Origin of the sequence: Roseobacter sp. SK209-2-6 (genome assembly GCF_000169455.1) — a bacterium.
In the GTDB taxonomy this organism is placed as follows: domain Bacteria; phylum Pseudomonadota; class Alphaproteobacteria; order Rhodobacterales; family Rhodobacteraceae; genus Pseudophaeobacter.
On record NZ_AAYC01000018.1, the window covers coordinates 1 to 26521 of the forward strand.

Here is a 26521-nt window from a genome sequence, read left to right on the forward strand (position 1 = left end):
CACCCAGGTGCTGTTCAGCCCGGCCTCGTCCAGCATTTTGCGCAAGAGAGACGGCCCAAAACTGCCACGGTTATCTTCATGCAACTGCGGCTGGTAGTGAAACACACCAGGCAGAGGCAATGCGGTGAGGGATGGGCCAGACATGGGCTAGCCCCAGGTTTTCCAGGGGGCGCCGCCGCCGCTCCAGAGCGCTTCCAACTGGTTCTTGTCCCTAAGCGTATCCATGGCACTCCAGAAGCCACGGTGTTTATAGACCGAAAGCTGCCCGTCCTCAGCCAACTGTTGCATCGGTTTTTTCTCCCAGATCGTGTCTGGCCCCTCAATGTGATCCAGCACCGGGGGTTCGCAGACAAAGAAACCGCCGCTCACCCAATGATTGTCGCCGGCGGGCTTTTCCACAAAGCCGCTGGCGCCATTGCCTTCGATCTCAATGCTGCCGAAGCGGCCGGAGGGCTGCACCGCGGTGACAGTGGCCTGACGCCCCTCGCTGTGGTGGAATTCGATCAGACGGGTCAGATCCACATCAGAAACCCCATCGCCATAGGTCAGGCAGAAGGTCTCACTCAGATGTGGGCGGGCATAGGCCAGGCGACCGCCGGTCTGTGTCAGCTCACCGGTGCTGAGCATGGTGATGCGCCAGGGCTCGGCGCTGTGATTGAGGATATTGAAGTCACCGGTCCCCAGATCAACGCTCACATCCGCGTTGTACAGCAGGTAATTGGTGAAATATTCTTTGATCATATGGCCTTTGTAGCCACAGAGGATAATGAAATCCGTCAGCCCATGGGCGCTGTAGGACTTCATGATATGCCACAGGATAGGCTTGCCACCGATTTCCAGCATCGGCTTTGGGCGCAAGTGGGATTCTTCGCTAATCCGGGTCCCCAGACCACCTGCCAGAATGACAACTTTCATGTGCTTGCTCGCATCAATTACAATCTCACTTGAATTTTAGCGATACGCCAACGCGGTTAATTTTCTTTTACACGGGATGGGTGTTTCAGGTTTGGTAACCATTCTCTTTTAGGCCTTTTCGCACCAGCGCCCCTGCTGGAAGCCCTTGCCCGAGGTTGATCATGAGCAGAAGCCAGCCCCACCCGTGCCCCCTATGTCAGCCCCTCGCGGACAGCCCACAGACGGGCCCGCAGACGGGGGCGAACTGCCCAGACAGCGCGGTGATCGAGCGGCGGCTTTATGTACCAACCCTGCAGAATGTGACCCTTGCCACCCGAGAGGCCGCGCAGACCGCCCGGCGCGGGACCTTGAAGATGGTCCAATGTGGCAGCTGTGGCTTTGTCTGGAACGCCGCCTTTGATCCGGCGCTGATGTCCTATGACAGCGGTTACAACAATGATGTCAGCGCCTCGGATTTCTATCAGGCCCATCTCTGCAGCATGGCGGACCGGATCCTGGCATCGGTGCCCCCGGAGGAAGAGATCCACTATGTGGAGATCGGCTGCGGCGAGGGGGATTTCCTGCGGCTGCTGCATGAACGCGGCCAGGGACGGGTGGTCTCGGCGGTGGGCTTTGATCCTTCCTTTACCACTGCGGAGCAGCTGCCGGATGGGGTTGTTGTCCATCCCTGCTATTTCACCCCGGCAGAAATTACCAAGATCCCCCCGCAGACCAATATTGTTTGCTCGCGCCATACGATCGAACATGTCAGCGATGTGCAGGGCTTTGCCGCGAACCTGGCGGCGACCATGGCACCAGGGCGGCAGCTCTTTGTCGAAACCCCCGATGTCGACTGGATCCTGCGCCATGGCGCGTTTCAGGATTTCTTCTATGAACATTGCGCGCTCTACACCCCGCATTCGATCAGCCTGCTCCTGGCCCGGCACGGGCTGCAATGCGAGGTGGTGCCAGTCTATGACGGTCAATACATGTGGATCGAGGCGCAGATCCCCGCCGCAGGCCAGCCGCTGGTGCAACCGCCACCCAGCGACCCGCGGGATCTGGGGCAGACCTATCAGAGCCACCGCAGCGCCCTGCTGGACAGTTGGGCAGCCTATCTGGAGCGGCGCAAAAGTGCAGGTCCGATCGCCATTTGGGGGGCCGCCTCCAAGGGGGTGACCTTCGCCTTGATCATGAATGCCCGGACCCATCAGATGATCACCGCGGGCATTGATCTCAATGCCGCCAAGCAGGGCTGCTACATGCCCGTCACCGGCCTCCCGATCCTGGCCCCGCAGGAGGCCAAGGACATGGGAGTGGCCACCGTCGTGATCATGAATCCGAATTATGAGGCAGAGATTCGCAACATGATTGCCGATCTGGACTGGTCCCCTGAGATCACGGTGCTGAACGAGGCACGTGATGAGCAGCAACTCAAACATGTTTCTTGAGCCGACCAAAGAGCTCTCAGCCAGAGAAATCCAGGCCAGAAAGACCCCAGACTGACAAGGTAGCCCCCGTGAGCAAGAGCACATTCCGCAGCGACCCCTCCTTCTGGCACGGGCGCCGTGTCTTTGTGACCGGCCATACCGGCTTCAAGGGCAGCTGGCTGACCGCCTGGCTGCTGCAGATGCAGGCCCAGGTGCGCGGCTTTGCGCTCCCTCCCACTCTGGAGGGGGTGCCAGAGGGGCGGCAGAGCTTCTTTGACGAGCTGGGCCTGGCAGCAGAGATTGACCATGTGCCGGGCGATATCCGCGATCAAGCGGCTCTGCATCAGGCGGTGCAGGCGTTTGACCCCGAGATTGTCATCCACATGGCGGCGCAGCCCCTGGTGCGCTATTCCTATGCCGCCCCGGTTGAGACCTATGCCACCAATGTCATGGGGACCGTGCATCTGCTGGAGGCCTGCCGCACTGCTGCACCTTCGCTGCGCTCCATTGTCGTGGTCTCCAGTGACAAATGCTATGAGAACCGCGAGCAGATCTGGGGCTACCGGGAAAGCGACCCCATGGGGGGGCATGATCCCTATTCCAACAGCAAGGGCTGCACCGAGTTGGTGACCGCCTCTTACCGCAGCTCCTATTTTCCGCCAGAGCGCCAGCAGGAGCACGGGGTGACCCTGGCTTCGGGGCGGGCGGGGAATGTGATCGGCGGCGGCGACTGGAGCCCGGACCGGATTGTCCCCGATGCCATGCGCGCCTTTGCCATGGGCGGCACCCTACATCTGCGCAACCCCGGCGCGCTGCGCCCCTGGCAGCATGTGTTGGACCCGCTGGCAGGCTATCTGCGCCTGGCTGAAATGGGCTTTTCTGCACCAGAGCTCTGCGCCCGCGGCTGGAACTTTGGCCCGGATGATCAGATGACTCTCTCCGTTGAGGAGATCGTCACCGGTTTTGCCCAGACCCTGGGCCCGGCGTTCCGCTGGGACAGTCAGGCAGGCGACGGGCTGCACGAGGCCCATCTCCTGAAACTGGATTGCACAGCGGCGCGGCAGCTCCTGGGCTGGCAACCACAGCTGGATGCAGCAGAGATGACGCGCTGGACCGCAGACTGGTATGAGGGTCAGACCCCAGAGCAGAGATGCGCCGTCACCGCAGAGCAAATCACCGCCTATCGAGCCCGACTGGCAGAGCGGTGAGGCCTTGCCGCTGCAGCCTTGCAGCTTTCACGCCTCACCCTGCTCAGCCCTGACCTATGCCTTCCCCTCGGGTGCTCGGGCGTAGATATCTTCATATCGGATGATGTCATCCTCCCCGAGGTAGCTGCCGGTCTGCACTTCGATCAGCACCATGGGCAGCTTGCCCGGGTTTTCCAGCCGGTGCACCGCCCCCAGCGGGATATAGACCGATTGGTTTTCGCTCAGCAGTTTCACCGTCTCATCCACCGTGACCTTGGCGGTACCAGCCACCACGATCCAATGCTCAGAGCGGTGGTGATGGCTCTGCAGGCTCAGCGCAGCGCCAGGGTGCACATGGATGCGTTTCACCTGAAAGCGCTCCCCTACCACTAGGCTCTCGAACCAGCCCCAGGGGCGGTGATCCTTGGGAAAGGCCTCTGCCTGATGCGCCGATTTCCCCTTCAGCGCTGCAACCGCCTGTTTCACATCCTGCGCACGAGAGGCATCCGCCACCAGAACCGCATCGGGCATGGCAACCGCAATCACATCCTTGAGGCCAATGCCCACCAGCTCCACAGCGGGGTCTTCTGAGCGCAAGAGGCTGTTGTCACAGTCCAGCGCCGTGGCATTCTGCGAGGTCACAACCCCACGCGCATCCGGCCCACTCTCGCGCCAGACCGCATCCCAGCCGCCCAGATCGGACCAGCCCGCAGCAAAGGGCACCACAGTCAGATTGTCGGCCTTTTCCATCACCGCATAGTCGATGGAGATATCCGGGCAAGTCGCCCAGGCCGCGGGATCCAGCCGGAAGAAGCCCAGATCCGCCTGCCCCTGATCCACCGCGGCCTGCACCGGCGCCAGGAGGTCCGGCGCATGGGTGCGGAAGGCTGCCAGAATGGTCTGGACCGAGAACAGGAAGATCCCCGCATTCCACAGGAAATTGCCCGAGGCCAGCATATCCTCTGCCGCCGCCTGCGCGGGTTTTTCGACAAAGCGCTTCAATCCGATGGCACGGGGGGTGAAATCACCCGGATCCTCTTCCAGCTCCAGATAGCCATAGCCGGTTTCCGCATGGCTGGGCTTGATGCCAAAGGTGACGATCTGCCCCGCCTCAGCGGCCCCCTGCCCGGCAGCAACCGCCGCGCGGAAGGCAGGCGCATCCGGCACCACATGATCCGAAGGTGCCACCAGCATCAGCGCCTCGGGATTCGTTCGCTCCAACCAGAGCGCCGCCGCCAGAACCGCAGGCGCCGTATTGCGCCCCGAAGGCTCGATCAGCACAGCCCCCGGATCAATCCCCGCCGTGCTCAGCTGTTCGGTCACGATAAAGCGAAAATCGGAATTGGTCAGCACCATGGGGGGGCCATAGCCCGGCCCCGAGAGCCGCTGCGCCGAGGCCTGAAACAGGGTGTCTTCCCCCACCAGCGGCACAAATTGCTTGGGGTAGCTCTTGCGCGACAAAGGCCAGAGCCGCGTGCCGGAACCGCCGCACAGAAGAATGGGGGTAATCATAACCGTACCTCTTTGAAATCACTTGGCGCGCAGGTTATCCAGCCCCTGCTCCAGGAACCAGCGGTAAGTGCCCTGAATGCCCTCTTCCAGGCCGATTGACGCTTTCCAGCCCAGCCGCTCCAGCCGCGAGACATCCATCAGTTTCTTCAAGGTGCCGTCGGGTTTTGACGGATCGGTGCTGATCCGCCCCGCAAAGCCAGTGACCCGCGCCACCATCTGCGCCAGCTCCAGAATGCTGATATCGCTGCCAGAGCCCACATTGATATGGGAGAGCATCGGCGCGGTCTCACGCGCGTAGATCTCCGGATCCAGGTCCAGCACAAAGAGCGAGGCCGCCGCCATGTCCTCCACATGCAGGAACTCGCGCATCGGCTTGCCGGAGCCCCAGATCACCACCTCCTCGAGCCCGGCCTCAGCCGCCTCGTGGAAGCGCCGGATCAGGGCCGGCAGCACATGGGAGTTCTCCGGGTGGAAATTGTCGCCGGGCCCATAAAGGTTGGTCGGCATCACCGAGCGGTAATCGCTGCCGTACTGACGGTTGTAGCTCTCGCAGAGCTTGATGCCGGCGATCTTGGCCACCGCATAGGGCTCATTGGTGGGCTCCAGCACGCCCGTCAGGAGCGCATCCTCGCGCATCGGCTGCGGCACCGCCTTGGGATAGATGCAGGAGGAGCCCAGCTGCAGCAGCTTTTTCACCCCGGCCTCATAGGCCTGATGGATCACATTGCATTCCATCATCAGGTTTTCATAGATGAACTGGGCCGGGTAGCTGTTGTTGGCCAGGATGCCGCCAACCTTGGCCGCCGCCAGAATGACCTGATCGGGTTTTTCCGCCTGCATAAAGGCGCGCACCGCGGCTTGATCGGTCAGATCCAGCTCGGCGCTGGTGCGGGTCAGCAGCTCCAGGTCTTCGCCCGCCGCCTGGCGTGCCTGCAGTTGGCGCAGAATGGCGCCCCCCACCATGCCGCGGTGGCCTGCGATATAGATGCGCGTGGTCATGTCTTGATCCTCGTCACGGAAAGAATGGGAGGGGCCGGAGCCGGAACCCCGCTCCCGGAAGCAGGGCTGGGGCCCCCGGAGGGCCGTCGTCTCAGGGGGCCCAGGGACTCAGCGGCTCAGCTCTCGATGCTGACCGGCAGATCCATGCCATGCTCTTTCAAAAGCGCATGGCGGCGGGCGGTTTTCAGGTCTTCGGCGACCATCTCGGCGCACATCTCTTGCGTGGTGATCTCCGGCTCCCAGCCGAGGCGCTCCTTGGCCTTGCTGGGATCGCCCAGGAGGGTTTCCACCTCGGCGGGGCGGAAGTAGCGGGGATCAATGCGCAAGACCACATCTCCGACCTTCAGCGCCGAGGCCTTGTCGCCTTCGATGGCCGCCACAGTGGCAATCTCATCGACGCCCTCACCGCTGAATTCCAGCGTGATGCCCAACTCTTCGGCTGACCACTGGATGAACTGGCGCACCGAATATTGCTTGCCTGTCGCGATGACAAAATCCTCTGGGCTGTCCTGCTGCAGCATCATCCACTGCATCCGCACATAGTCCTTGGCATGGCCCCAGTCGCGCAGCGCGTCGATATTGCCCATATAGAGGCAGGGCTCCAGCCCCTGCGCGATATTGGCGAGGCCACGGGTGATCTTGCGGGTCACAAAGGTCTCACCGCGGCGCGGGCTCTCATGGTTGAAGAGGATGCCGTTGCAGGCATAGATGCCATAGCTCTCCCGGTAGTTCACCGTGATCCAATAGGCATACATCTTGGCCACAGCGTAAGGGCTGCGCGGATAAAAGGGCGTGGTCTCGCGCTGCGGGGTCTCCTGCACCAGGCCATAAAGCTCGGAGGTGGAGGCCTGATAGAAGCGGGTCTGGTTCTCCAGCCCCAGAAAGCGGATCGCCTCCAGCAAGCGCAGCGTGCCCATGGCATCCACATCGGCGGTATATTCCGGGCTCTCGAAAGAGACCGCCACATGGCTCTGCGCGCCGAGGTTATAGACCTCATCCGGCTGCACATCCTTCAGGATCCGCGTCAGGTTGGAGCTATCGGTCAGATCGCCGTAATGCAGCTTGAAGCGGGCCTGATCCACATGCGGATCCTGATAGATGTGATCCACACGCTCGGTATTGAACGAAGAGGCCCGGCGCTTGATCCCATGCACCTCATAGCCCTTCTCCAGGAGAAACTCCGCCAGATAGGACCCATCCTGACCGGTGATCCCGGTGATCAATGCTCGTTTCATCTGTCATTCCCCTTTGATCTTGCCCGCAACGGACCCCTTATAGGGGGGCCCTTTGAATGCCCGTTCTGACCAAAAGCTAAGGCCAAGTCCAGAGCAGCGCCACAGACATAGGCCTAAGATCGCTCTGACAGCCTGCTTTCCCCCTTTTTCAAGCCCACTCAAAAGCAGCGACAGGGCTCCTTGGGGCGACATGAAACCACAGAATGAGGTCAGGAAAACGCAAGGCTTCGCCCTTGAACAGCGAGAACAGAGGGAAGAGAAGGACAGGGCAGGGGGTGGCGCCGGGATCGTCAAAATGTTTCGCGCGCGAAACAATGAGGCAGCAATGCTGACCTAAACAAGGGTACAGAAACAGAGCCCAACACGGGCGATAGAGTCAAAAGAAAAGGGCGCCAAACCGGGCGCCCTCCTATATTTTCTATCGATTTCACTCCCAAAAGGGCAGTTGCTCTTCCGCTTCACCGGTTCCGCAGCCAGGCCTTGAGGTCCTCCAGCAGAGCACCATCAACGGCAGAGCCACTCAGCTCGATGCGCTGCGCATCAGCGCTGTAGCCCAGGCGCAGCCCCGGAGCCGCCTGTAGTGAGATCCGCTCTCCCTTGGTGTGGCTCGGCTCGGACGTCCGGATGCGCGGCTCAGACGGGGTTGTGACCTCCTCTTTCACCGGGGGCCCCTCAGGCTCTGAAGCATGATTTAGAGCCGCTTTTTCGGGGGCTACTCCCTCTTCCAGTGCGGCATTCAACAGAGCAAGCTCTGCCGCGGCATCGGCGCGCGGGGCTGCCTGCAGCCGGAATTTCAGCCGTTCGGCAAAGCCCTCATCCTCGCTCAGGCGGCGTACCAGGGACAGGCCCAGTTTCTCGCTGATGGCAGCCGGGAAATAAAGCACCGCGTCCAGCGCCTCGACCAGGGTGATGAATGTGCCGATCTTGGAGCGTTTGGCGCGCGGCACATTGGCAAAGAGTTCCTGCAGGGCTTTGCGCTGATTTGGAAAGACCCCTTCCTTCAGCGCGCGCACCGCGATGCGGGCGCGTTCGTAATGGGAGAGATTGACCCGGATTTCATTCTCTTCGACCATGGCCACATAGGCCGCTCCGGCGCTTTCCGGGCGAATGACCAGGGCTTTGATCCTGGCGAATTCAGGCTCTGATCCTTCGGCATAGAGCCTACGCAGCGCTGTCAACCGGCGCCAGCCCGAGATCAGCCCCCAGGCTTTGCCATCCAGACGACCGGAGAGCGGCACCACCTCGATCGGGCTTTGTTGACCACGCGCGCGCAGAGAGCCCATGAGGGCCTCCATCTCTTCTTCGTCCTGATGGATGCGGTCGCGCACCAGATGGGTCTCATCGATGGCATCGAGTGCGATCTCTTCCACCATCAGGCCCTTGGCGCGGGCATTTTGCAGCACATCAGAGAGTTCCTGCAGGGCAGCCTGGCTCGCCGCCTCAGAGGCGACCTGCGCAATCGGGGCCGGCGCGGCAGAGGCCGTGGGCAGGGGGCCGGAGAGGGCGGATTTTGTCTCGGGCGCAGTGGCCAGATAGCCGGGCTGGGCGGGCGAGAGTCTTTTGCGTTTTGCCATTGTCCAGGTCTCCCCTGAGTTTCTCTGAGCGCGAGACTTTGCGCATTTTTCCTTGTTAGAGCCTTAGGCGGGCGTACGCTCTGCCTGCTCTTCCGCCGTCTCTTGCAGCATCTCCAGCTCTGCCCGGCGCCAAACCCCCAAGAGAAGCCGCTTGAAGGCCGCATAGGTGGCATCAAAGGTTTCGCGTCCGCGCGCATAGGTCTCGCGGTTGAAGTCGCGATAATCCGCTTCATAGATGCCAGAGACCTGCTCCCCGGCCTGGCCGATGAGGGCGGTGTAATCCTGCTTATGCGGTGACAGCACCGGGCCCATATAGGCCTGCATCAGCCCTGCGAGTTCGCCCTGCTGGGCGCTGTCATAGCGGGTGATCACCGCGCGCACCGCATCCCATTCAAAGCCCATCTCGGGCCGACCCAGAGCGCGGGCCGCGAGGTTCTCCCCTTCTTCGATACTGGCAAAGGTCGAATGCAGCATGTCAAAGAAACGCCCGGTCGAGTCGAACTCCAGAAAGGAGGCCCCCATGGGCACCAGGAGGATATCCGAGGCCGCCAGCCCGTTGATGGTCAGATACCCCAGCGCGGGCGGCGTATCGATGAAGATGACATCGTAGTCCTCCAGCACGCCGTCCGCCTCCAGCCGATCGGTGAGCGCATCCCAGAGCTTCCACGAGCGCGCGGCCATGCGCCAGACCGGGATCTGGAACTCGGCCCAGTAGAGGTTCAGCTGCGCGCCGATGAGATCGATATTGGGCCAATGGGTGTTCTGGATCACATCCCCGGCAGTCATCTCCATGGCGGTTGAGAGCGCCTCTTCCAGGGGCTGGGGCGCCTCACCGCGGTCGAGGCGCCGCTGGTTCTCCATGCGCAGATGTTCGCCGTAGTGACGCGCCAAGAGCGGGAAGGCGGTCTGCCATTCGTCCTCAACCTTGCCGCCAAAGATCGAGGTCATCGATCCCTGGCTGTCGAGATCAATCACCAGAACCTTGTAACCGTCCAATGCGGCGGACATGGCCAGATGCGCGGCGGTGGAGGTCTTGCCCACGCCACCCTTGAAGTTTGCCACCGAGACCAGTTTGGCCGGCAGGCCCTTGGGGCGATAGGGGGTATAGTCCTTGGCCTTGGACCCCTGCGCCCCAAAGAAGGCGCGTAGGCGCAAGACCTCATCCAGAGTGAACCATTTGGCGCCGCCCTCGGTCTCGACCCGGCCTTGGGGCAGATCTGGGTTGGCCTTCAGCACCCGGCGGAAATGGGCCTGGGCCACGGGGATCAGATAGCGGGTGATTTCCCAGGTGGAGAACAGCCGCAGTTCCTTGCGCCCCTCTTCGTTCATGCCGCGGCTGGAAAGATCCGCCCGGCCACGGGCGCAGCCCTCCGCGATGCCGGCAAAGCCAGCGGTGCTGGTGGGGGTGTCCAACTCGGCCAGAGCGGCATCGGGATCGATGTTGAAATAGGGAGGCAGCGCGCTTGCTGCTTTGTGGATATCTCTTGCCATGCGGATCTGCCCATCTGCCCGGAGTGGTGCTGTTGCCCGGTGCTGCTTTTGTGAGCAAATCACCGATGTATCGCCTTTTTCCCTGAATATCAGAAAAGGCGATACATGGGAATATTCCCTGCACATCTTTTTCTTTTTCTAAGCAAATCAGGGGTCTGCGGCAGGGTAAATCGGCCTGTTTTGGGGCGTGGAAATTTTTCTGCCCTGTTATTTATGAGTTATATATAAGTTAAAGCTCAAAGCCTGTCGCTGCAAAGCCCTTTTTTCATTGGGGTTTGGGGGCAAATTTTCGGGATGAGTGACTCTGAAACCCCGATAAAACGACTCCAAACCCCCGATCTTGTGAATCCGGAACCCCGTTGCGGGGGCATGTGGATAACTCTAGGGTGGGCGTAATCAAAACCACGATAATGATTCACCCTGGAAGAGAGCCCTGAAGGGCCAGAAACCAGGCGTGTAGATGGGCAGAAGAGCATGGGCACAGCACTGACAGGGGGAGCATATCCGCCCGAGGGGCAGGGGGATTTTTTCCTCTGCGATATCTTTGGTGCGATCCCCAAAAACGATCTGGCCTCGATGGAGCATCCGCTGTTCTCGCTGGCGACCCGGCCGGACCGGCGCATTCTGAACTATCAGCACAATGGCGCCGAGATCACCGTGACCCCCAGCGTCAAAGGGCTGGCGACGATCCATGACAAGGATATCCTGATCTTCTGCATCAGCCAGCTGATGGCGGCCTTGAACGCAGGTCGCCAGGTCAGCCGCACCCTGCATCTGAAGGCGCATGATCTGTTGCTGGCCACCAATCGCGAAACCTCGGGCGATGCTTACCGGCGGCTGCGCGAAGCCTTTGAGCGTCTCGCGGGGACGCGGATCACCACCAATATCGTCACCGGCGGCCAGGAGGTCACGACGGGTTTTGGCCTCATCGAGAAATGGGAGATCGTCAGGAAAGCACGCGGCGGCAAGATGGTCAGCGTGGCGGTGACGCTCTCGGATTGGCTTTATCGCGCGGTGCTGTCGAAATCGGTGCTGACGCTCAGCCGCGATTACTTCCGGCTGAGGAAACCCCTGGAGCGGCGGATCTACGAGCTGGCGCGCAAACACTGCGGCCGCCAGGACAGCTGGCAGATCTCGGTGGAGACCCTCTTGAAGAAATCCGGCTCTGCCAGCCCGCGCCGGGTTTTTCGCAAGATGCTGCGTGACATGATCACCGCCCAGCCCTTGCCGGATTACGCCATGGAGGAGCTGCCCGGCGATCTGATCCGCTTCAGCCAGAAGGATGTGGTGGTGCAGGGCAGTGCCAATGCGCCACAGCTGAAGCCTGCCACACTGGAAGAGGCGCGGGTGCTGATGCCCGGCGCTGATGTCTACGCGCTGGAGGCGGAATGGCGCGCCATGTGGGCGCGCTCCGGTAGCCCACGCCTGCGCCAGCCCGATGCGGCTTTCCTGGGCTGGGTCAAGAAACGCGCTGCAGAGTAGCGCGAGAGAGTGGCACCCTGTTTTTGGCGCGCCGGCGTTTTCAGGCGGGCTGGCCAGTCAGCTCCCGCTCAAAGCGCCAGACCGTCAGGGTGAAACGGCCATTTGGCACCTCCAGCGCCTCATCCGTTTCGCCGGTGCAGATCCAGCCGCAATTGCGATAGAACTGTGCTGCGCGCTCATTGCCGATGGAGCAGGCGAGAATGGCGCGCTCATGGCCTGCGGCGCGGATGAGGTCTTCGGCGTCCTGGATCAGGATCTGTGCGGTGCCAGTGCCGCGCGCCGCTGGCGCCACATAGAGCTGATAAAGCTCATTGCCGAGGATCATGGAGAACCCCATCAATTGCCCCTCGGCCCAGGCCACACGGGTGGCGGGCAGGTGCTTGGTCAGCCGGGTCTGAAAGCTCTCCAGAGTTCTGAGCCGGGTCAGGGCTTCGGGCACGATGGCGGCATGGGCCTCTTGCCAGCCGTTGTTCCAGAGGACGGCAAGGGCGGGGATATCTTCGGGGCGGGCATGTTTCAGGGTGATCTGCATGGCAGCACTATGAGGGGCAGGCCCTGTTGCTGGCAATGGGGGCACCCAAAAGAAGGGCGCCCCAGGAAGCAACCTCCGCAACGGAATAAGGCCCGTGAAAAAGGTCCCTGAAAAAGGCCCGTGAAACAAGGTCAATACGTGTGACCCAATGTTTCGCGCGCGAAACAATCCAGTGGGCGCTATCCGGGCCTGATAGACACTGATTTTTTACATCTCGATCCGTTTGGCAGCGGGCACCAGGGAATTGATCTGGGCGATATGCTCGGGCAGGCAGCGGTTGAGAAAATCGTAGTGCTCCACCACATGGGCGCGGGCATTTGGTCCCAGATGGGCATAATCCCCGGGGCGGGCCAGCACATCCACAACCTGATCTGCCAGGGCCTGGGGATTGAAGAAATCCACCAGCATGCCGGTTTCCCCATGGGTCACGGCCTCGCGCACGGGGTCCACATCAGCGGCCACCACGGTGGCCTGCATCGACATGGATTCCAACAGCGACCAGCTGAGTACAAAGGGCATGGTCAGATAGATATGGCAGCGGCTGATGCGGATGATGCGGCAGAGATCATCGTATGGCACCTTGCCCAGGAAATGCACCCGGCTCCAGTCGATGTTGCTGCCCAGTTCCTCTTCCATTTCGCCGCGCAAGCCACCGGGGTGTTTGCTCTCGGTGCCGTAAGAGGTCTCATTGCCGCCGATCATCAAGACGCGGGCCTTGGGGCGCTCGGCGAGGATCCGGGGCAGGGCGCGCATCATGATGTGAAAGCCGCGGGCGCGTTCCATATTGCGGGCGACATAGGTCACCACCTCATCATCGCGGGTGAGTGGCTGCCCCAGTCGCCCCAGCCCGATGGAGGCCGCGGGATCGGGTAGGAGCCGGTCGGTGCGGATGCCGTCATGGCAGAGATACATCCGGTCATGGAAGCTTGCGGGGAAGCGGTCACGCTGCCAGGCGGTGGGCACATGGCCCAGATCGACGCTTTCGATACTGGCATAGGGCACCGTATTGCGGGCCTTGGCAAAGAAGCCGGCCTGATCATTGGGGGGGCTTTCGGGATCAAAGCCCACCAGCCCGCCAGAGGTGCGGTAGAAATATTCAAAGAAGCCAATGACCGGCACATCCGGAAAGATCTCCTTCATGAACAATAGCTCCCCCCAGCCGGTATGACCGATGATGATATCGGGCTTATAGCCCTCGCTGCGGTGCAATTCGCGCAGGGCAAGGGCGGCGCCCAGACCCGCACCTGCGGCGTTTTCCCAATCCTTGGAGAGACCATAGGAGTCCTTGGTGGCCTGCTGATGCGCCCGGTAGGTGATGGTTTTGACACCGTTCAGCTGCACATCGCGGCGCTGGGTCAGAAAGGCGAGATCATGCGTGCCCCGTGCCGCCAGCCAAGCGAGGATCTCGCGGTATTGGCCGGGCATGTTCTGATGGACAAAGAGAAGTTTCATCGGGTCAAAAAGGCCTTTGCGTGGGAATGGCTCATGCTTGCCGGGGATCGGCGCAAAGTGCAAGCGCCCTGATGCCTGATCATCTGTCCCGGATCTACCGGCCTCCTCTGGGGCTCTGGTCTGAAATAGTTTCAGAAGATTTCGATTGCGTTATGCAGATCGCTAAGGCTCTCCAGCCTCTGCAAGAGCAGCCGGTCACCGCCGCCGAAATCAAACTGCACCCCCAATGAGGTGACCCTGGCAAATTCCTCTACGACGGCGCGGGTATTTGTGGCGCCATCCACCAGGGCAGAGGCAAAATGCAGCTCATCCTGCCAGGGGGTAAAATCCTCGATCAGATCGCTGTCGTGATTTGGGGCAAAGATAAAGCTATCCGCCAGGGTGCCGCCGCGCAGGGTGTCATTGCCGCTGCCGCCCTCCAGATGATCCACGCCCTGGTTGCCATAAAGCGCATCACTGCTGCTGCCCCCCCGGAGCGTATCATCGCCGGTGCCGCCAAAGAGACTGTCGCGCCCGCTGCCGCCCGAAATTTGATCTGAGCCGAAATTGCCATAAAGCGTGTCATCGCCGGAATTGCCAAAGATCTGATCCCAGGCCGAGCCAGCGGAGACCCAATCGTTATCGCGTCCGCCCCGGATCAGATCATCCCCCTCAGAGCCATAGAGGCTGTCATTCCCGTCGCCGCCCTCCAGGTTGTCCCAACCCGAGCGGCCATGGATGGTGTCATTGCCGCTGCCACCAGAGACAAAATCCACCCCGTCGCCGGCGCTGATATAGTCATGCCCCCCTTCGCCATAGAGCGTATCCAGAGAGCTATTGCCAAAGAGGCGGTCATGACCCGCTCCACCGTAAAGCGTATCATTCCCGGTGCCGCCGGTCAGACTGTCATTGCCGCCTTCGCCATAAAGGCGGTCGGTGGAGCTATCTCCTGACAGGGTGTCATTGCCCCAGCCACCATAGAGGTGGTCAGCACCGGTCTCACCTGCCAGGCTGTCATTCCCCATGCCGCCATAGAGCGAGTCATGCGCGCTGCCTCCAAAGAGGCTGTCGTGGCCATCTTCGCCCTCGATGCGGTCGCTGTCTGCCTCACCGGACAGATGGTCATTGCCGGTGCCGCCATAGATCCGATCGGCACCATCGCCGCCTGCCAGGCTGTCATGCCCGCCTTGCCCATAAAGCCGATCCGCCGCCCCGAGGCCCAGCACCGTGTCATTGCCACCGGCCCCGACCAGTTGCTCTGCCGCCGCGGTGCCATTCAGGACCAGGGGGGTATCCGTGGGCAGGGGCGGGCGATAGAGGCCCAGGAGGTCATTGAGGATGAAATCCTCATAGGTCAGGGCGCGCGTATCGGAGGTGATCAATCGCAGCTCATAGGCCCCATAGCGCAGGGTTGCACCATTGCTGTGGCTGGTGATCTGCAGCTGATCCACCGATCTGAGGCCGGCCCAGGCCTGCAGATCGATGCGGTCTTCCTCCGGGTTGAAATCCATCACCCTGCAGCTGGCGCCACTGCGGCTGGCACCGGCAGCGAAGACAAAGATATCCTCGCCTGCACCGCCCCAGAGGCGGCGTTGCGCGGCACCCGCCAGGATCAGGTCATCCTCGCTGCTGCCGCTCAGATCACTTGTGCTGCCCTCCAGCACCTCTCCGGCAGTGGTGCCAATGCTCAGATGGGTGATACCGGGGCGGATCTCTGATGTGGCAAAGACATGCAGGGTATTCCCCTCCAGATGCAGGGCCAGCCCATTGACGTTCTCCAGCCCCAGCCCGGCACTGTGCTCCAGGGTATCAAGGAGGATCAACCGCCCACTGGGCAGCAGCGCAAAGAGCGTCAGCCCATCGTCGCTGCCGCCCGCCACCACGTAGGTCCAGCCATTATGGCTGATGCTCTCGAGCAGGCTGATGCCGCCAAAGCGGCTGTCGCGGCTGTCGCTGACCTGATCCAAGAGGCTGAGGCCGCCGCTGCTGCTGACCCCCATGACAGAGAGGGTTCCGCTGCCCGCAGCCCCGGCCAGGAGCAGGGCACGCCCCCCCACCTCCAAGGCCAGCAGGGTGGAGTTTTGAGACATGCCCACCCCTTCGGCGGCGCCGAGGCTGCTGCGCAGGTTCAACTGCCCGCCGGCGGTCAGCGCATAGCCGCTGATACCGGATTCCCCCTGCGAGGCGGTGAAGACATAGCGGCTGCCGCCCAGCTCCAGACTGGCCATGGCAGAGACATCGCGGGCATAGCTCGAGCTGTTGTCGCCCCGCCATTGCAACCGGGTGAGGCTGCCATCGCTCTGGCGCTCAAAGCTCTGCAGCCCATTGCCACCGGGGGCAGCACCGATCAGGATCTCGCGCCCGCCTACTGGGGTTGAAATCAATGAGGCAAGATCGCCGGCAAAACCCGACTGGCCAGAGAAAAACGCCTCAGAGCGGCTCAGACCAAGGTTGCCCCTATCGCTGCTCGCGACCAGACGCTCCACGGCGGCACGCTCCAGCGCATAGGAGGTAGAGCCAATCTGTGCCGCAACCGTGCTGCTGTTGCTGGTCAGGTGTTCCTCCAGCCGCAACTGACTGCCTGCGAGGTCAAAGACATGCACCCCTGTGCCGCGCCCGGCATGAAGTTGCAGGCTCGCCCCTTCCTGACCAGTCAAGAGGATCGGCGCTGTGGCGCTGTGATACTGTGAAGGCAGGGCAACATGCCCGAGAACCGCAAAACCTGTCATTGACCATCTGACCTGTGAACAAAACAGGTGCAGGCTGGAAGATCTTGGTTAACGGGGGATGGAAGGCGTCGTGATCAAAGCGGGAATTATACTTAGAATTGTTTCCAATTCAGGTCCAATGGCGCAGATCCAATGGGCAGGGCCGGGTAGGGGCGTTCCGCGATCACTTGGCACGTTTCATATTGCTGACATGCAGGGCGATGGCCTCTTCCACATCATCGAAATAGGTGACTTCACCATTCTCCAGCACGGCGCCGGCATTGCAGAGGTTGCGCACTTCGATCAACGAGTGGGTCACCACGATGGCATTGGATTCCAGCATTCGGGCCTTGAAGATGGCAGCACTTTTACGGCGAAAGGCGCTATCGCCCACCGAGGTGACCTCATCCACCAGATAGGTATCGAATTTCAGCGCCATGGAGATGCCAAAGGCCAGCCGCGAGCGCATTCCCGAGGAATAGCTGCGCACCGGCATGTTCAGATGTCCGCCGAGGGCGGCAAAATCGGCGACAAAATCCAGGAGCTCATCGGTGTCGACACCATAGATACGAGCGACAAAACGGGCATTCTGCGCACCGGTCAAATCCCGGTGGAACGAGCCGGCAAAGCCCACCGGGAAGGAAACATTGCCCGAGGAGTGGATGCGGCCGGAATCCGGGTTCATGGTTCCCGAGATCATCTGCAGCATGGTGGATTTCCCCGCCCCGTTGCGCCCCAGGAGGGCTAGGGATTTCCCCTTTGGGATGGTCAGATTGACATCGCGCGCCACATATTTGCGCCCATTGGGGGTGGGAAAGCTCTTGGTCAGGTTCTCCAGTGTGATCATGATTCTGCTCTCGTCTCCGGTCTCTGACTTAGCGCCGGTCCCGCAGAGAATAATAGATCAGCGCAGAGGTGCTCCAGCCGATCAAGAGGAACAGCACCGTGAGCCCCAGAAGCAGGAAGCGGCGGGGGTATTCAGCGCTTTCGGCCAGGGTCGGGTTCAGATAGGCGGCCAGATAGCGGCTCTGACGTTGGGCCTGGGCCTGGGCCGCGTCAAAATTCGACAGGGCGGCAGTGTATTTCTGCTCGGTGAATTCCCGGTCCACGCTGAGGCGCTCGAATTCCGCTACCAATGTGGCATAGCCTTCGCCATTTACGGCTTCGCCGCCGCCAAACTTCTCGCGCTCCTCGCTGATGCGGGCACGGATGGCGGCGATGCGCTGCTCAGACTTCTGCAGCCGCGGGTCGCCCTCTTTGACGGAGGTGAGCAGCAGATCATAATCGATCAATTCGGTGCCCAGCTGCTGCTGCAGGGTCGTGAGCAAACCCATCTGCAGCTGAATATCGGCGCTGGGGTCAACGATCTGAGTGCGCGAGCGGAAGGCGGTCAGCGCCTGGCGTGCTTCCTTCAGTTGTGCCACCGCCACGTCCAGCTCCTCGCGGGCATAGCGGGTGGCATCCTCGCGGGCGATGGCCGAGAGCATATTGATCATCTCGCTGCTCTCTTTGAAGATTTCGCGGGCGATTTCGCGGGCTTCTTCGGGGGTGAAGGCCAGGACCTTCAATTCGATCAGACCGGTGCCCGGCGCATAGGAGATCAGCACCATGCGCTGCCAGTAATCCACCAGGTCTTCGATGCTGCTGTCCGCAGAGAGCGAGAAGATCGGGTCAATCCCGCGGTGGCGGCTATAGAGGCCGCGTAGATCCAGCGTGCGGTCAACCCGCTCCACCAGTTCCTGGGACTGGATGAATTCAAACAGGATATCGCTGTCGGAGGAGCTGGCCCCCGAAAAGGCGCCAAGCCCGCCGAGGAGATCCACCGCCGTGGGCGCATCTTCGCGGCGCACGGTAAAGCCAACGCTGGAGGTGAACTGATCCACCGCCCGGGTCCAGAGATAGCTGCCGGTGAGAAAACTGGGCAGGATCACGCAGATGAGGAAGCTGAGCAGCAAAAGCCAATGGCGGCGCTGGCGCCGTGCAGGACGCGCGGGCGCATAGATCGGATCTGCAGGGGGTTTGGGTTTTGGGGCGGGCTTTGCGGCTGCTTTAGGTTTGGGCTTTGGTTTTTCTGCGGGCTTCTGTGCGGCATTGGCTGCAGGGGCCTCCTGTGCGGCGGAGGCCGCGGCAGAGGGCTGCGGTTTCTTGGCGCTCTCATCACTTGCCGGTTTTGCGACGGCGGGATTTGATTGATTATCTGCCAAACCTATGGTCCAAACAATTGCTTCCTGAATAGCCTATCTGATTTCACAAGCCGCGCGAAAGTACCAGCTTTAATGACAGAGACCTCATCCGCTGCCCTCCCGGCCCCTCAGGCAATTGCGCCAGCGGTGCCGACCAATCTGCGCTATCGGGGGCTGCGCACGATTGTGGCCCTGATCCTGCGGGAGATGTCGACCACCTATGGGCGCTCTCCGGGGGGCTATATCTGGGCAATCCTGCAGCCCGTGGCGATGATCATTCTCTTGACCCTAGCCTTTTCCTTTCTGCTGCGCTCACCCTCTCTGGGCACCAGTTTTGTGCTGTTCTATGCCACAGGCTTTATGATCCTGCGCCAGTTTCAAGAAGTGACCAGCGCGGTAGGAGCCTCTATCTCCTTTAACCAGGCGCTTCTGGCCTATCCCCGTGTTACCTATGTGGATACATTGGCCGCCCGCAGTATTTTGGCGGTGCTGACCCAGATTATGGTCTCGGCTATCATCTTTACCGGTATCTTCATTATCGAGGATATTCGCGTCATTCTGGATTTCGGCCCGATTCTGTTGACCTATGCCATGACGATCCTGCTGGCAGTCGGAATTGGTATCTTCAACGCCTATATGAGTTTCTCTTTCCCGGTTTATAAAATGATCTGGGGGGTGTTGACGCGACCCTTGATGCTGCTCTCTGGTATTTTCTATACCTATGAGGATCTGCCGGTGACGGTGCAGAATATCCTCTGGTATAACCCCTTGATCCATCTCACTGGGTTGGTGCGGACCGGTTTTTATTCGACCTATGATCCGGGTTACATCTCACTGATCTATGTTGCGCTCTTGGGCACAGTGCCCGCCTTTTTTGGTTTCTTGCTTCTGCGTAAATTCAGCAAAGATATCCTCTATAAATAGGCTCTATCCAGGGGATTTGGCCAAGGGATTTGGCATCCGTTTCCAGCGCATTGTGAATGCGGTAGGTCTTGTGAAACAGCAGCTCCATAGGGGGATCCCAGATCGCCACCCATGGACTAGATCACAATGGGAAAGGGCAACAAAAAAGCCGCGCCCCCAGGGGCACGGCCTGCAATCTGTAAAAGACTGTCTTGCTCGCGGGCAGGGATTATTCCGCCGCTGTTTCGTGATCCGCTTTCACCCATTTCAGCTTGTCGCGCTGGACCTGCTCAACCGGCAAAATTTCCTGCCCCTTATAGGCCAGGGCCTGATCCACATGTTTGAGGTCGCGGCAGAGGCGGCGCAGCCCATCGGGCTCCAGGCTGGCAGCGTGGTCGGTGCCTTTCCAGGTGCGATCCAGGGTGAAGTGACGTTCGATATGGGTGAAATGCCCCTTGCCATCCGCTTCCATGGCGCGACCCACCGCCAGGGCGGCCACATCGGCGGCAATACCCAGATGGTGCCCGGAGAAGCCGATGCCTTTGACGGTGGCGCCGAATTTCTCCATCAGATTGCGGATTTCAAAGAGGCAGATATCCTCAAAGGCCACCGGATAGCCGGAGGTGCAGGAATAGACCACCAGATCCTTGGCGCGGCCGCGCTCAGCGTAGAAATTCACCAGATCAACGATCTCCTGGCCGGTGGACATGCCGGTGGAGACATGGATCTCACCGCCGTAATGCTCACAGAGGTAGCCCTGCAGATCATAGTGCTGGTTGGTGGCCGAAGGGATTTTCAGGAGCGGAGGATTTAGCGCCGCCATTTCCTTGGCCGAGGTCAGGTCCCAGACGCTGGTGGAATAGGCGATGCCATTTTCTTCACAGCAAGTGATCAGCTCTTTGTGCTGGTCGGTATCCATTTCCAGGAACTCGCGGTGGGCGCCATAGCTGTCGCCATAGGAGTTCGCCGGATTGGGATGCGGGGTATCATATTGCGCTGGGGTCAGCAGCTCCCGGTTGTGGCGCTTTTGAAACTTTGCGATATCTGCCTTGCAGACATGTGCCGCAACCCGGATCAACTCCTTGGCAATCTCCATATCGCCTTTGTGATTGCATCCGATTTCGGCAATAACCTTCACGGGAGAATGTGTTTCCGTCATAAGACCTGTCCAATGTATTTTGTGAGTTCCGTTCCCTCCCCCTTCGACCTCTGCTGAAGGCGAGGTTTAAGAGAGGTCCGGAATTTCGTCCAAACTGAAGCGGCCCAGGGCCGCAATATCACGCCTTGGTAACGCAGAAAGGCCTGCCGTGAAAGACGATAAATCACCCTCTGTAGTTGCGGCTACCGCCAAAGGTCAGTTTAGCACCCCGGCACCATGGGCCTCCTCTGAACGGGTTTCAGTGATCATGCCGGTCTATAATGCGGAAGCAACCCTGGCGCGGGCCGTTGCCTCGGTGCAGGCGCAGGACTATCCGGATTGGGAGCTGCTGCTGATCGAGGATGGCTCCCGGGATGGATCGGCAAAGATCTGCGCCAGCCTGGCGGGCGCGGATCCGCGCATTCACTATCTGCAGCAACCCCAGAACGGCGGCGCCGCCGCCGCCCGCAATGCGGGCATGGCGCGCGCCCAGGGGCGCTATCTGGCTTTCCTGGATGCGGATGACGAATGGCTGCCACAGAAACTCTCTCACCAGCTGCAATTCATGCAGGAGCAGGGCGCAGGCTTCAGCTATACCGGGTTCTGGCGCCAGCGCGGGGATCAGCGCCATCAGGTAAGGGTGCCTGCATCAGTGGATCGCAGGCAATTGCTGAAGGGCAATGTGATTGGCTGCCTCACCGCGCTATATGACCGGGCCCATTTTGGCACCGTGGAGATGCCCGATCTGCGCATGCGACAGGATTTTGCGCTTTGGCTGAAACTGCTGGCGCAGGGCGGGCTGGCCCATGGGCTGGATCAGCCCTTGGCGGTGCATCACGTGCAGGCCAATTCTCTCTCGGCGCCGCGGGGGCGGGCGATGCGCGCGACCTGGCAACTCTATCGGGGGCATCTGGGGTGCCCCCCTTGGCAGGCTGCTTGGTACATGTCGAACCATCTGGTGCGACGTCTGTTCCGGGGCTAATGCCTTGTGATCCCAGCGATTGGCAAGGCCAGCAATCCGAGATAAGAACCGGTATATATTTTAAAAATCTACGATGACGGCAGGGTGAGTATTTGATGAATTTAGCAAAGAGGCTGAAGGCCGCGACCAAGGGGTTCTTGAACCCGGATCGCGTGGTGAGCCCCTCTGCGGCTGAGACCATGTATCGAGCGCGGGTCGAAAAAGAGCACTGGCAAGAGGCCTTGCCGCGCGGGGAACGCGTTGAGCATCTGGCCCGGAACCTCCTGGCGCAAGCCGGCTGTACTGGCGGAACCATGCTGGAGATTGGCGGTCGCCTCAATCCGCGCCAGGCGGCCTTTCCGAGTTTTGCCTATCAGGCTCTGGATCTCAAGGATGCCCCCGGTGCAGAGGTAGAGGTCATGGTGGGCGATATCACCCATTGTCCGCATCTGGCCGATGAGAGCTATGACTTCATCTTCAGCCTGGATGTCTTTGAGCATATCGACAGGCCTTGGCTGGCAGGGCAGGAGATCCAGCGCCTGCTCAAACCGGGGGGGGTTGCCATGCACAGCACTCTGTTCTCCTGGCGCTATCACCCCTGTCCAATCGACTATTGGCGTTTCTCCGCAGAGGGGTTGAAATCCCTGTTTCCGGATCTCGAATGCCTGCATGCGGATTTTGATTTTTCCGAGCGCCGCCGCGATCTGCGCGGTCGGGACGGCAATCTCATCGAATGTGATGCTCTGGGTGGCTGGCGCGAAAATGTCCGGGTGAACTATGCAGGCATCAAGCGCTGAGCCCGACGCCCAGACCCGGCCGAAGGCCCCTTTGGTCACAGTGGCTGTTTCAACGCTGGGGCAGGGGATCTCTCGTATTCGATTGCCCGCAGCACAGGCAGGTATCTGCTATCTGATCCTCTTGCAGCGCCCCGAGGAGGCGGCTGTTGAGGCCCGAAAACCCCTTGAGGCCCGCTTGGATGTTCAGGTGATTGCCCTGGACAGCATAGGTCTCTCCAATAGCCGTAATGAGGCTCTAATAAGAGCTGGAACGCCGCTTTTGCTTTTTGCGGATGACGATCAGGCGCTGGATCCGGCTGGGATCCTGGCTCTGGCGGATGCGTTTTCCCAGGATCCTGATCTGACCCTTGCTGCTGGCTGGCGTGCGGAGCGTCTGCCAGAGGGGGCATCACCCCGCCAGAGGCTGACGCGGTTTAATTCTGGCCGGATCTGCGCACCGGAATTCATGGTGAACCTGGACCGCATCCGCGCGGCAGGCCTGTGTTTTGACCCAGAGTTTGGCCTGGGGGCCCACCACGGGATCGGCGAAGATTATATCTTTACCTGCGATATCCTGAGTGCTGGGCTCAAAGGGGTTGCCTTTCCGGTGATCACCGGCTCTCACCCTCATGACAGCACCGGTGACAATTGGTCCGACCCCAGGATTATGCGCGCCCGCCAAGCCATGATCACCCGTGTCTTTGGCCCCTGGGCGCCAGTGATCCGACTGGCCTACGCCCTGAAGCACCGTCGGCGTATGGGGGGCATGGGGCAGGGGCTGCGGTTCTTCCTGGGGTGAGGAGCGCATGGCCTGAGAATAGGTGTCTGACATTCAGAGAATATGCTATTTTTCTCTTGGCTAAAGCCGGGAAATTTCCCGCATAGCGGGCTGGTTTTATCCCGTGTTCTTGTGCATAAAGCCCCTATTCATTCACCATTGGCTTTCAGCCGCAAAATGAGATTATCCCCGATGTCGCTGCTTCCTGCTCCCAAAGTTCTAGATTGTACTCTTCGTGACGGGAGCTACGTGATCGATTTTCAGTTCACTTCGGCTGATACGGAAAGCATTGGGGGGGCATTGGACCAGGCCGGTTTCCCCTATATTGAAGTGGGGCACGGGGTTGGCATGGGGGCCTCGGAAACCGGCAATAATGTTGCTGCGGCCAGTGACGCTGACTACATGGCAGCGGCGGCCAAATCCGTAACCTCTGGAAAATGGGGCATGTTCTGTATTCCCGGAGTGGCCAATTTGGATCACGTTCGCCTGGCAGCGGATCACGGGATCGGCTTTATCAGGGTGGGAACCGATGTGGCCCAAGCCGATAGCGCTATTCCCTTCATCGAATTGGCGCGCAAGCTGGGAATCGAGGTTTTTGCCAATTTCATGAAATCCTATGTGCTGGAGCCGGAAGCCTTTGGTGCCCTGGCGGCGCGCTCTTACGATTATGGGGCTGAGATGGTCTATCTGGTGGATTCCGCCGGTGGGATGTTGCCACATGAGGTGCGTGCCTATCTGCAAGCGGCCAAATCCGCCGCGCCAGAGCTGCCCCTTGGGTTCCATGGGCATGATAACCTTGGATTGGCAGTCGCCAACTCGCTTGTCAGCCTCGAAGAAGGAGCGGCCATGGTCGATACTTCGCTACAGGGCTTTGGCCGTAGCAGTGGCAATACGGCAACCGAGTTGTTCCTAGGGGCCACCATCCGCTCTGGATATGAGGCTTTTGCGGAACCGATCGAGGTAATGGATCTGGGGGAAACCCTGGTGCGCCCGCTGATCGAGCGTCGCGGTTTCTGCTCTTTGGATATTGCTGCTGGTCAGGCGCTGTTCCACTCTAGCTATATGCCCAAGATCCTACGAGTCGCGAAACAGAACCGGGTTGACCCCCGGCGTTTGATCATTGAGCTGTGCAAACATGACAAGGTCAATGCTCCGGATGAGCTATTGTCGCGCCTGGCTGCTGAACTGAGCGAAAATCACAATCCACCCCATGTTTTTGTGACCGAGGCGTATTACGGGGAAGAGCAATGACAATGCCCCATGTGAGCCAGGAGTTGCAGCGTGTCTTTGATCAGGGCTGGGAGGCGCCTGCCCTGATCGATGAGGCGCAGGAGCTGACCTATGGTGAGCTCTATGCGCGGGCTGCGGCGATTTCCAACTGGATGTCGCAACAGGGGATCGGGGCCGGAGATGTGGTGGCGCTGCGGCTGAGCAATGGCTGGGTTCTGGCTGCAAGCTATCTGGCCTGCATCCTTGGTGGCCAATGCTTTGTGCCGGTAAACCCGGAGTTGAGCGAAGAGGATCAGGCCTATATCCTGCAACGGGTTTCGCCACGCCTCGTGATTGAGGATGAGACGGCGATCCGAGCGCTGGAGTTTGTCACAGCAACCGGACCTGAGTTTGGCGAAGCGGCTGATACTGCTCGGGCCATCTTCTTTACCGCAGGGACAACCGGTCGACCCAAAGGGGTCCGTCACCGCTTGAGCGGGCTGATGGCTAGTGCCACCGCCTTTAATGCAGCAGCGGGTCTGGATGCGACGGCGCGGATGTATCACGTACTGCCGATGACCTATATGGCCGGTTTTCTGAACACGCTGCTTTGCCCATGGATGGCCGGTGGCTCTGTGGTTCTGGGGCCGCGTTTTGCTCCGGCCAATGCGCTGGACTTCTGGAGCTTCCCCCAGTCTAAGGGCTGCAATACAATTTGGATCACCCCAACGATTGCCGCGGTTTTGGCGCGGATGACGCGGGATCCTGCGATTGCGGCCACTGTCGGAGAGAGCTTCAGCCGGATCTTCTGCGGCACGGCGCCACTGACCTCGCATATCCGTCAGTCCTTCCTGAAGAAATTCGGATGCCCGCTGCAGGAAAGCTACGGTATGAGCGAAGTGCTCTTTGTGGCGCTGCAGAGCCGTGAAGATGCGCTTGTGAAAACCAATGCGGGTAGCCTGCTGGCTGGTGTGGAGCTTAGCTTCCGCCCCGCGGCGGATCAGGAAGAGGTCGAGGAGATGGTGGTCCATGCGCCCTGGTCTCTGGAGACATATCTGCTTGAGGATCGCGAAGAGACACCGCTGACCGCAGCGGGTGGCATGCCCTCGGGCGATGTGGCCAAGATCGATGAGGGCTGTCTTTGGATCACCGGACGTCTGAAGGATCTGATCATCCGCGGCGGGGTCAATGTCTCCCCGGTGGCCATTGAGGACGTGCTGTCCAGCGACCCGGATGTGGCGGATGTGGCGGTGGCCGGGGTCGAGGACCCGGTCTGGGGTGAGGCTATTGGCGCCTATCTGGTGGCTGCTGAGGGCGTTGATCGCGACGCGTTGCAGACTCGTCTGCGCAGTCTGTGCACTGAAAAACTGGCTGCGAGCATGCGCCCGGACCGCTATGTCTGGTTGGACCGGCTGCCACGGTCCAGCGTTGGCAAGGTTCAAAAGTTCCTGCTGAAAGAGGCTCAGGCGTGATCCTTGGTTTTGCGCATTTGATGGTCAATACCGATGATATTGACACCGCCGAGGAGGCCTGGCGCGCGCGCGGGTATCAGCGCAGCGCCTATCATCAGAAAGCGCCGAACCACCCTTCTAAAGAGGCCTATACTGGCAGCTACCACCCCGAACATGATCTCCTGCTGATGGCGGGGGAGGGGCTCTGGCCACTGGAACTGACCTGCCATGGGGCGATTTCCGGGGAAAACCGGCAAATCACCTGGGGCGCGGAGCAGCTGGAGCTGGCCTGTCCGCAACCGGAGCAGCTGCGCGCCCTGTTCGAGCAGGGCCTGGGCTTCAAACCTCAGGAGGATGGCAGCTTGGAACTGGCTGCTCGCTTGCCCAGCTGGCGTTGCCGGGTCTTGGTCGCACAAAGCGATGCCCCCCCTCCGCGTCTGGATGCGGCGGGCGCCACCGGTCTGGCCTTTTATGTGCGCCGGATCGCAGAGGAAGCAGAGACGTTGCAGGCCCTGGGTGCCACCGATATGAGTGGCGTTTTCAACCTGTCCCTTGGCGAGCGCGCCATGAAGATTGCACTGATGCGGGCGCCGGGCGGGCCGCTGATTGAACTGATAGAGTTAGACGCAAAAGCGTTGAGGAGTTGA

22 protein-coding genes are annotated in these 26521 nt (G+C 60.6%); 10 read left to right on the top strand and 12 right to left on the bottom strand.

The annotated features are described in order from the left end of the window. Window positions 1-147: 147 nt before the first annotated feature. Window positions 148-915, bottom strand: coding sequence for a glucose-1-phosphate cytidylyltransferase (rfbF, locus tag RSK20926_RS20190; RefSeq protein ID WP_008209603.1), 768 nt, complete (start codon window positions 913-915; stop codon window positions 148-150). A 161-nt stretch (window positions 916-1076) separates the two neighbouring features. Here rfbF and RSK20926_RS20195 point away from each other — a divergent pair, with 161 nt between their 5' ends. Then, window positions 1077-2345: a class I SAM-dependent methyltransferase gene (locus RSK20926_RS20195; RefSeq protein WP_232281941.1), complete on the top strand. Its 1269-nt coding sequence runs from the start codon at window positions 1077-1079 to the stop codon at window positions 2343-2345. Window positions 2346-2413: 68 nt separating this feature from the next. After that, window positions 2414-3532: a CDP-glucose 4,6-dehydratase gene (gene rfbG, locus RSK20926_RS20200; RefSeq protein ID WP_037256047.1), complete on the top strand. Its 1119-nt coding sequence runs from the start codon at window positions 2414-2416 to the stop codon at window positions 3530-3532. Between the two features lie 54 nt (window positions 3533-3586). Here the strand turns inward: rfbG and RSK20926_RS20205 are convergent, their stop codons facing one another. From RSK20926_RS20205 to RSK20926_RS20225, 5 genes are all read right to left on the bottom strand, one after another. After that, a complete protein-coding gene (locus RSK20926_RS20205) occupies window positions 3587-5023 on the bottom strand; it encodes a mannose-1-phosphate guanylyltransferase/mannose-6-phosphate isomerase (protein WP_008209606.1) in 1437 nt (478 codons plus the stop codon). An 18-nt stretch (window positions 5024-5041) separates the two neighbouring features. Beyond that, complete coding sequence (gene fcl / locus RSK20926_RS20210; RefSeq protein WP_008209607.1) at window positions 5042-6022, bottom strand: GDP-L-fucose synthase; 981 nt, start codon at window positions 6020-6022, stop codon at window positions 5042-5044. 116 nt (window positions 6023-6138) lie between these two features. Next, entirely contained in the window at window positions 6139-7257 is a 1119-nt protein-coding gene (gene gmd / locus RSK20926_RS20215; protein ID WP_008209608.1) for a GDP-mannose 4,6-dehydratase, read from the bottom strand. 458 nt (window positions 7258-7715) lie between these two features. Continuing rightward, complete coding sequence (locus RSK20926_RS20220) at window positions 7716-8831, bottom strand: ParB/RepB/Spo0J family partition protein (RefSeq protein WP_008209612.1); 1116 nt, start codon at window positions 8829-8831, stop codon at window positions 7716-7718. Window positions 8832-8894: 63 nt separating this feature from the next. Further along, on the bottom strand, window positions 8895-10322 hold the full coding sequence (locus RSK20926_RS20225; protein WP_037256049.1) for an AAA family ATPase: 1428 nt from the start codon (window positions 10320-10322) through the stop codon (window positions 8895-8897). A gap of 474 nt (window positions 10323-10796) precedes the next feature. Here RSK20926_RS20225 and RSK20926_RS20230 point away from each other — a divergent pair, with 474 nt between their 5' ends. Further along, complete coding sequence (locus RSK20926_RS20230) at window positions 10797-11804, top strand: replication initiator protein A (RefSeq protein WP_008209615.1); 1008 nt, start codon at window positions 10797-10799, stop codon at window positions 11802-11804. A 40-nt stretch (window positions 11805-11844) separates the two neighbouring features. Here the strand turns inward: RSK20926_RS20230 and RSK20926_RS20235 are convergent, their stop codons facing one another. The 5 genes from RSK20926_RS20235 to RSK20926_RS20255 all read right to left on the bottom strand — a co-directional run bounded on the left by RSK20926_RS20235 (window position 11845) and on the right by RSK20926_RS20255 (window position 18679). Continuing rightward, window positions 11845-12336 (bottom strand): GNAT family N-acetyltransferase, encoded by a 492-nt coding sequence (locus RSK20926_RS20235; RefSeq protein WP_008209616.1) that lies wholly within the window; start codon window positions 12334-12336, stop codon window positions 11845-11847. Window positions 12337-12543: 207 nt separating this feature from the next. After that, window positions 12544-13788, bottom strand: coding sequence for a glycosyltransferase family 4 protein (locus RSK20926_RS20240; protein ID WP_008209618.1), 1245 nt, complete (start codon window positions 13786-13788; stop codon window positions 12544-12546). A gap of 131 nt (window positions 13789-13919) precedes the next feature. After that, window positions 13920-16496, bottom strand: a complete 2577-nt coding sequence (locus tag RSK20926_RS22225; protein ID WP_008209620.1) for a calcium-binding protein — start codon at window positions 16494-16496, stop codon at window positions 13920-13922. 163 nt (window positions 16497-16659) lie between these two features. After that, window positions 16660-17322: an ABC transporter ATP-binding protein gene (locus tag RSK20926_RS20250; RefSeq protein ID WP_008209623.1), complete on the bottom strand. Its 663-nt coding sequence runs from the start codon at window positions 17320-17322 to the stop codon at window positions 16660-16662. Window positions 17323-17350: 28 nt separating this feature from the next. Beyond that, window positions 17351-18679: a sugar transporter gene (locus RSK20926_RS20255; RefSeq protein ID WP_008209625.1), complete on the bottom strand. Its 1329-nt coding sequence runs from the start codon at window positions 18677-18679 to the stop codon at window positions 17351-17353. Between the two features lie 72 nt (window positions 18680-18751). Here RSK20926_RS20255 and RSK20926_RS20260 point away from each other — a divergent pair, with 72 nt between their 5' ends. Next, window positions 18752-19582 (top strand): ABC transporter permease, encoded by an 831-nt coding sequence (locus RSK20926_RS20260; RefSeq protein ID WP_008209627.1) that lies wholly within the window; start codon window positions 18752-18754, stop codon window positions 19580-19582. Window positions 19583-19790: 208 nt separating this feature from the next. Here RSK20926_RS20260 and RSK20926_RS20265 read toward each other — a convergent pair whose 3' ends face one another. Next, window positions 19791-20720 (bottom strand): N-acetylneuraminate synthase family protein, encoded by a 930-nt coding sequence (locus tag RSK20926_RS20265; protein WP_008209629.1) that lies wholly within the window; start codon window positions 20718-20720, stop codon window positions 19791-19793. Window positions 20721-20868: 148 nt separating this feature from the next. On the opposite strand from RSK20926_RS20265, the gene RSK20926_RS20270 reads away from it, so the two are divergent. The 6 genes from RSK20926_RS20270 (at window position 20869) to RSK20926_RS20295 (ending at window position 26521) form a co-directional block, all read left to right on the top strand. Then, a complete protein-coding gene (locus RSK20926_RS20270) occupies window positions 20869-21681 on the top strand; it encodes a glycosyltransferase family 2 protein (protein ID WP_232281942.1) in 813 nt (270 codons plus the stop codon). A gap of 95 nt (window positions 21682-21776) precedes the next feature. Next, the gene (locus RSK20926_RS20275) at window positions 21777-22457 is read left to right on the top strand and encodes a class I SAM-dependent methyltransferase (protein WP_008209633.1); all 681 of its coding nucleotides are present in this window, start codon (window positions 21777-21779) and stop codon (window positions 22455-22457) included. Continuing rightward, window positions 22438-23235: a glycosyltransferase family 2 protein gene (locus tag RSK20926_RS20280; RefSeq protein WP_008209636.1), complete on the top strand. Its 798-nt coding sequence runs from the start codon at window positions 22438-22440 to the stop codon at window positions 23233-23235. Before RSK20926_RS20275 ends, RSK20926_RS20280 begins: the two co-directional genes overlap by 20 nt. Window positions 23236-23406: 171 nt before the next feature. Next, a complete protein-coding gene (locus tag RSK20926_RS20285; RefSeq protein ID WP_008209638.1) occupies window positions 23407-24465 on the top strand; it encodes a 4-hydroxy-2-oxovalerate aldolase in 1059 nt (352 codons plus the stop codon). Then, on the top strand, window positions 24462-25895 hold the full coding sequence (locus tag RSK20926_RS20290; protein WP_008209640.1) for a class I adenylate-forming enzyme family protein: 1434 nt from the start codon (window positions 24462-24464) through the stop codon (window positions 25893-25895). Before RSK20926_RS20285 ends, RSK20926_RS20290 begins: the two co-directional genes overlap by 4 nt. Beyond that, window positions 25892-26521 (top strand): VOC family protein, encoded by a 630-nt coding sequence (locus tag RSK20926_RS20295; RefSeq protein ID WP_008209642.1) that lies wholly within the window; start codon window positions 25892-25894, stop codon window positions 26519-26521. Before RSK20926_RS20290 ends, RSK20926_RS20295 begins: the two co-directional genes overlap by 4 nt.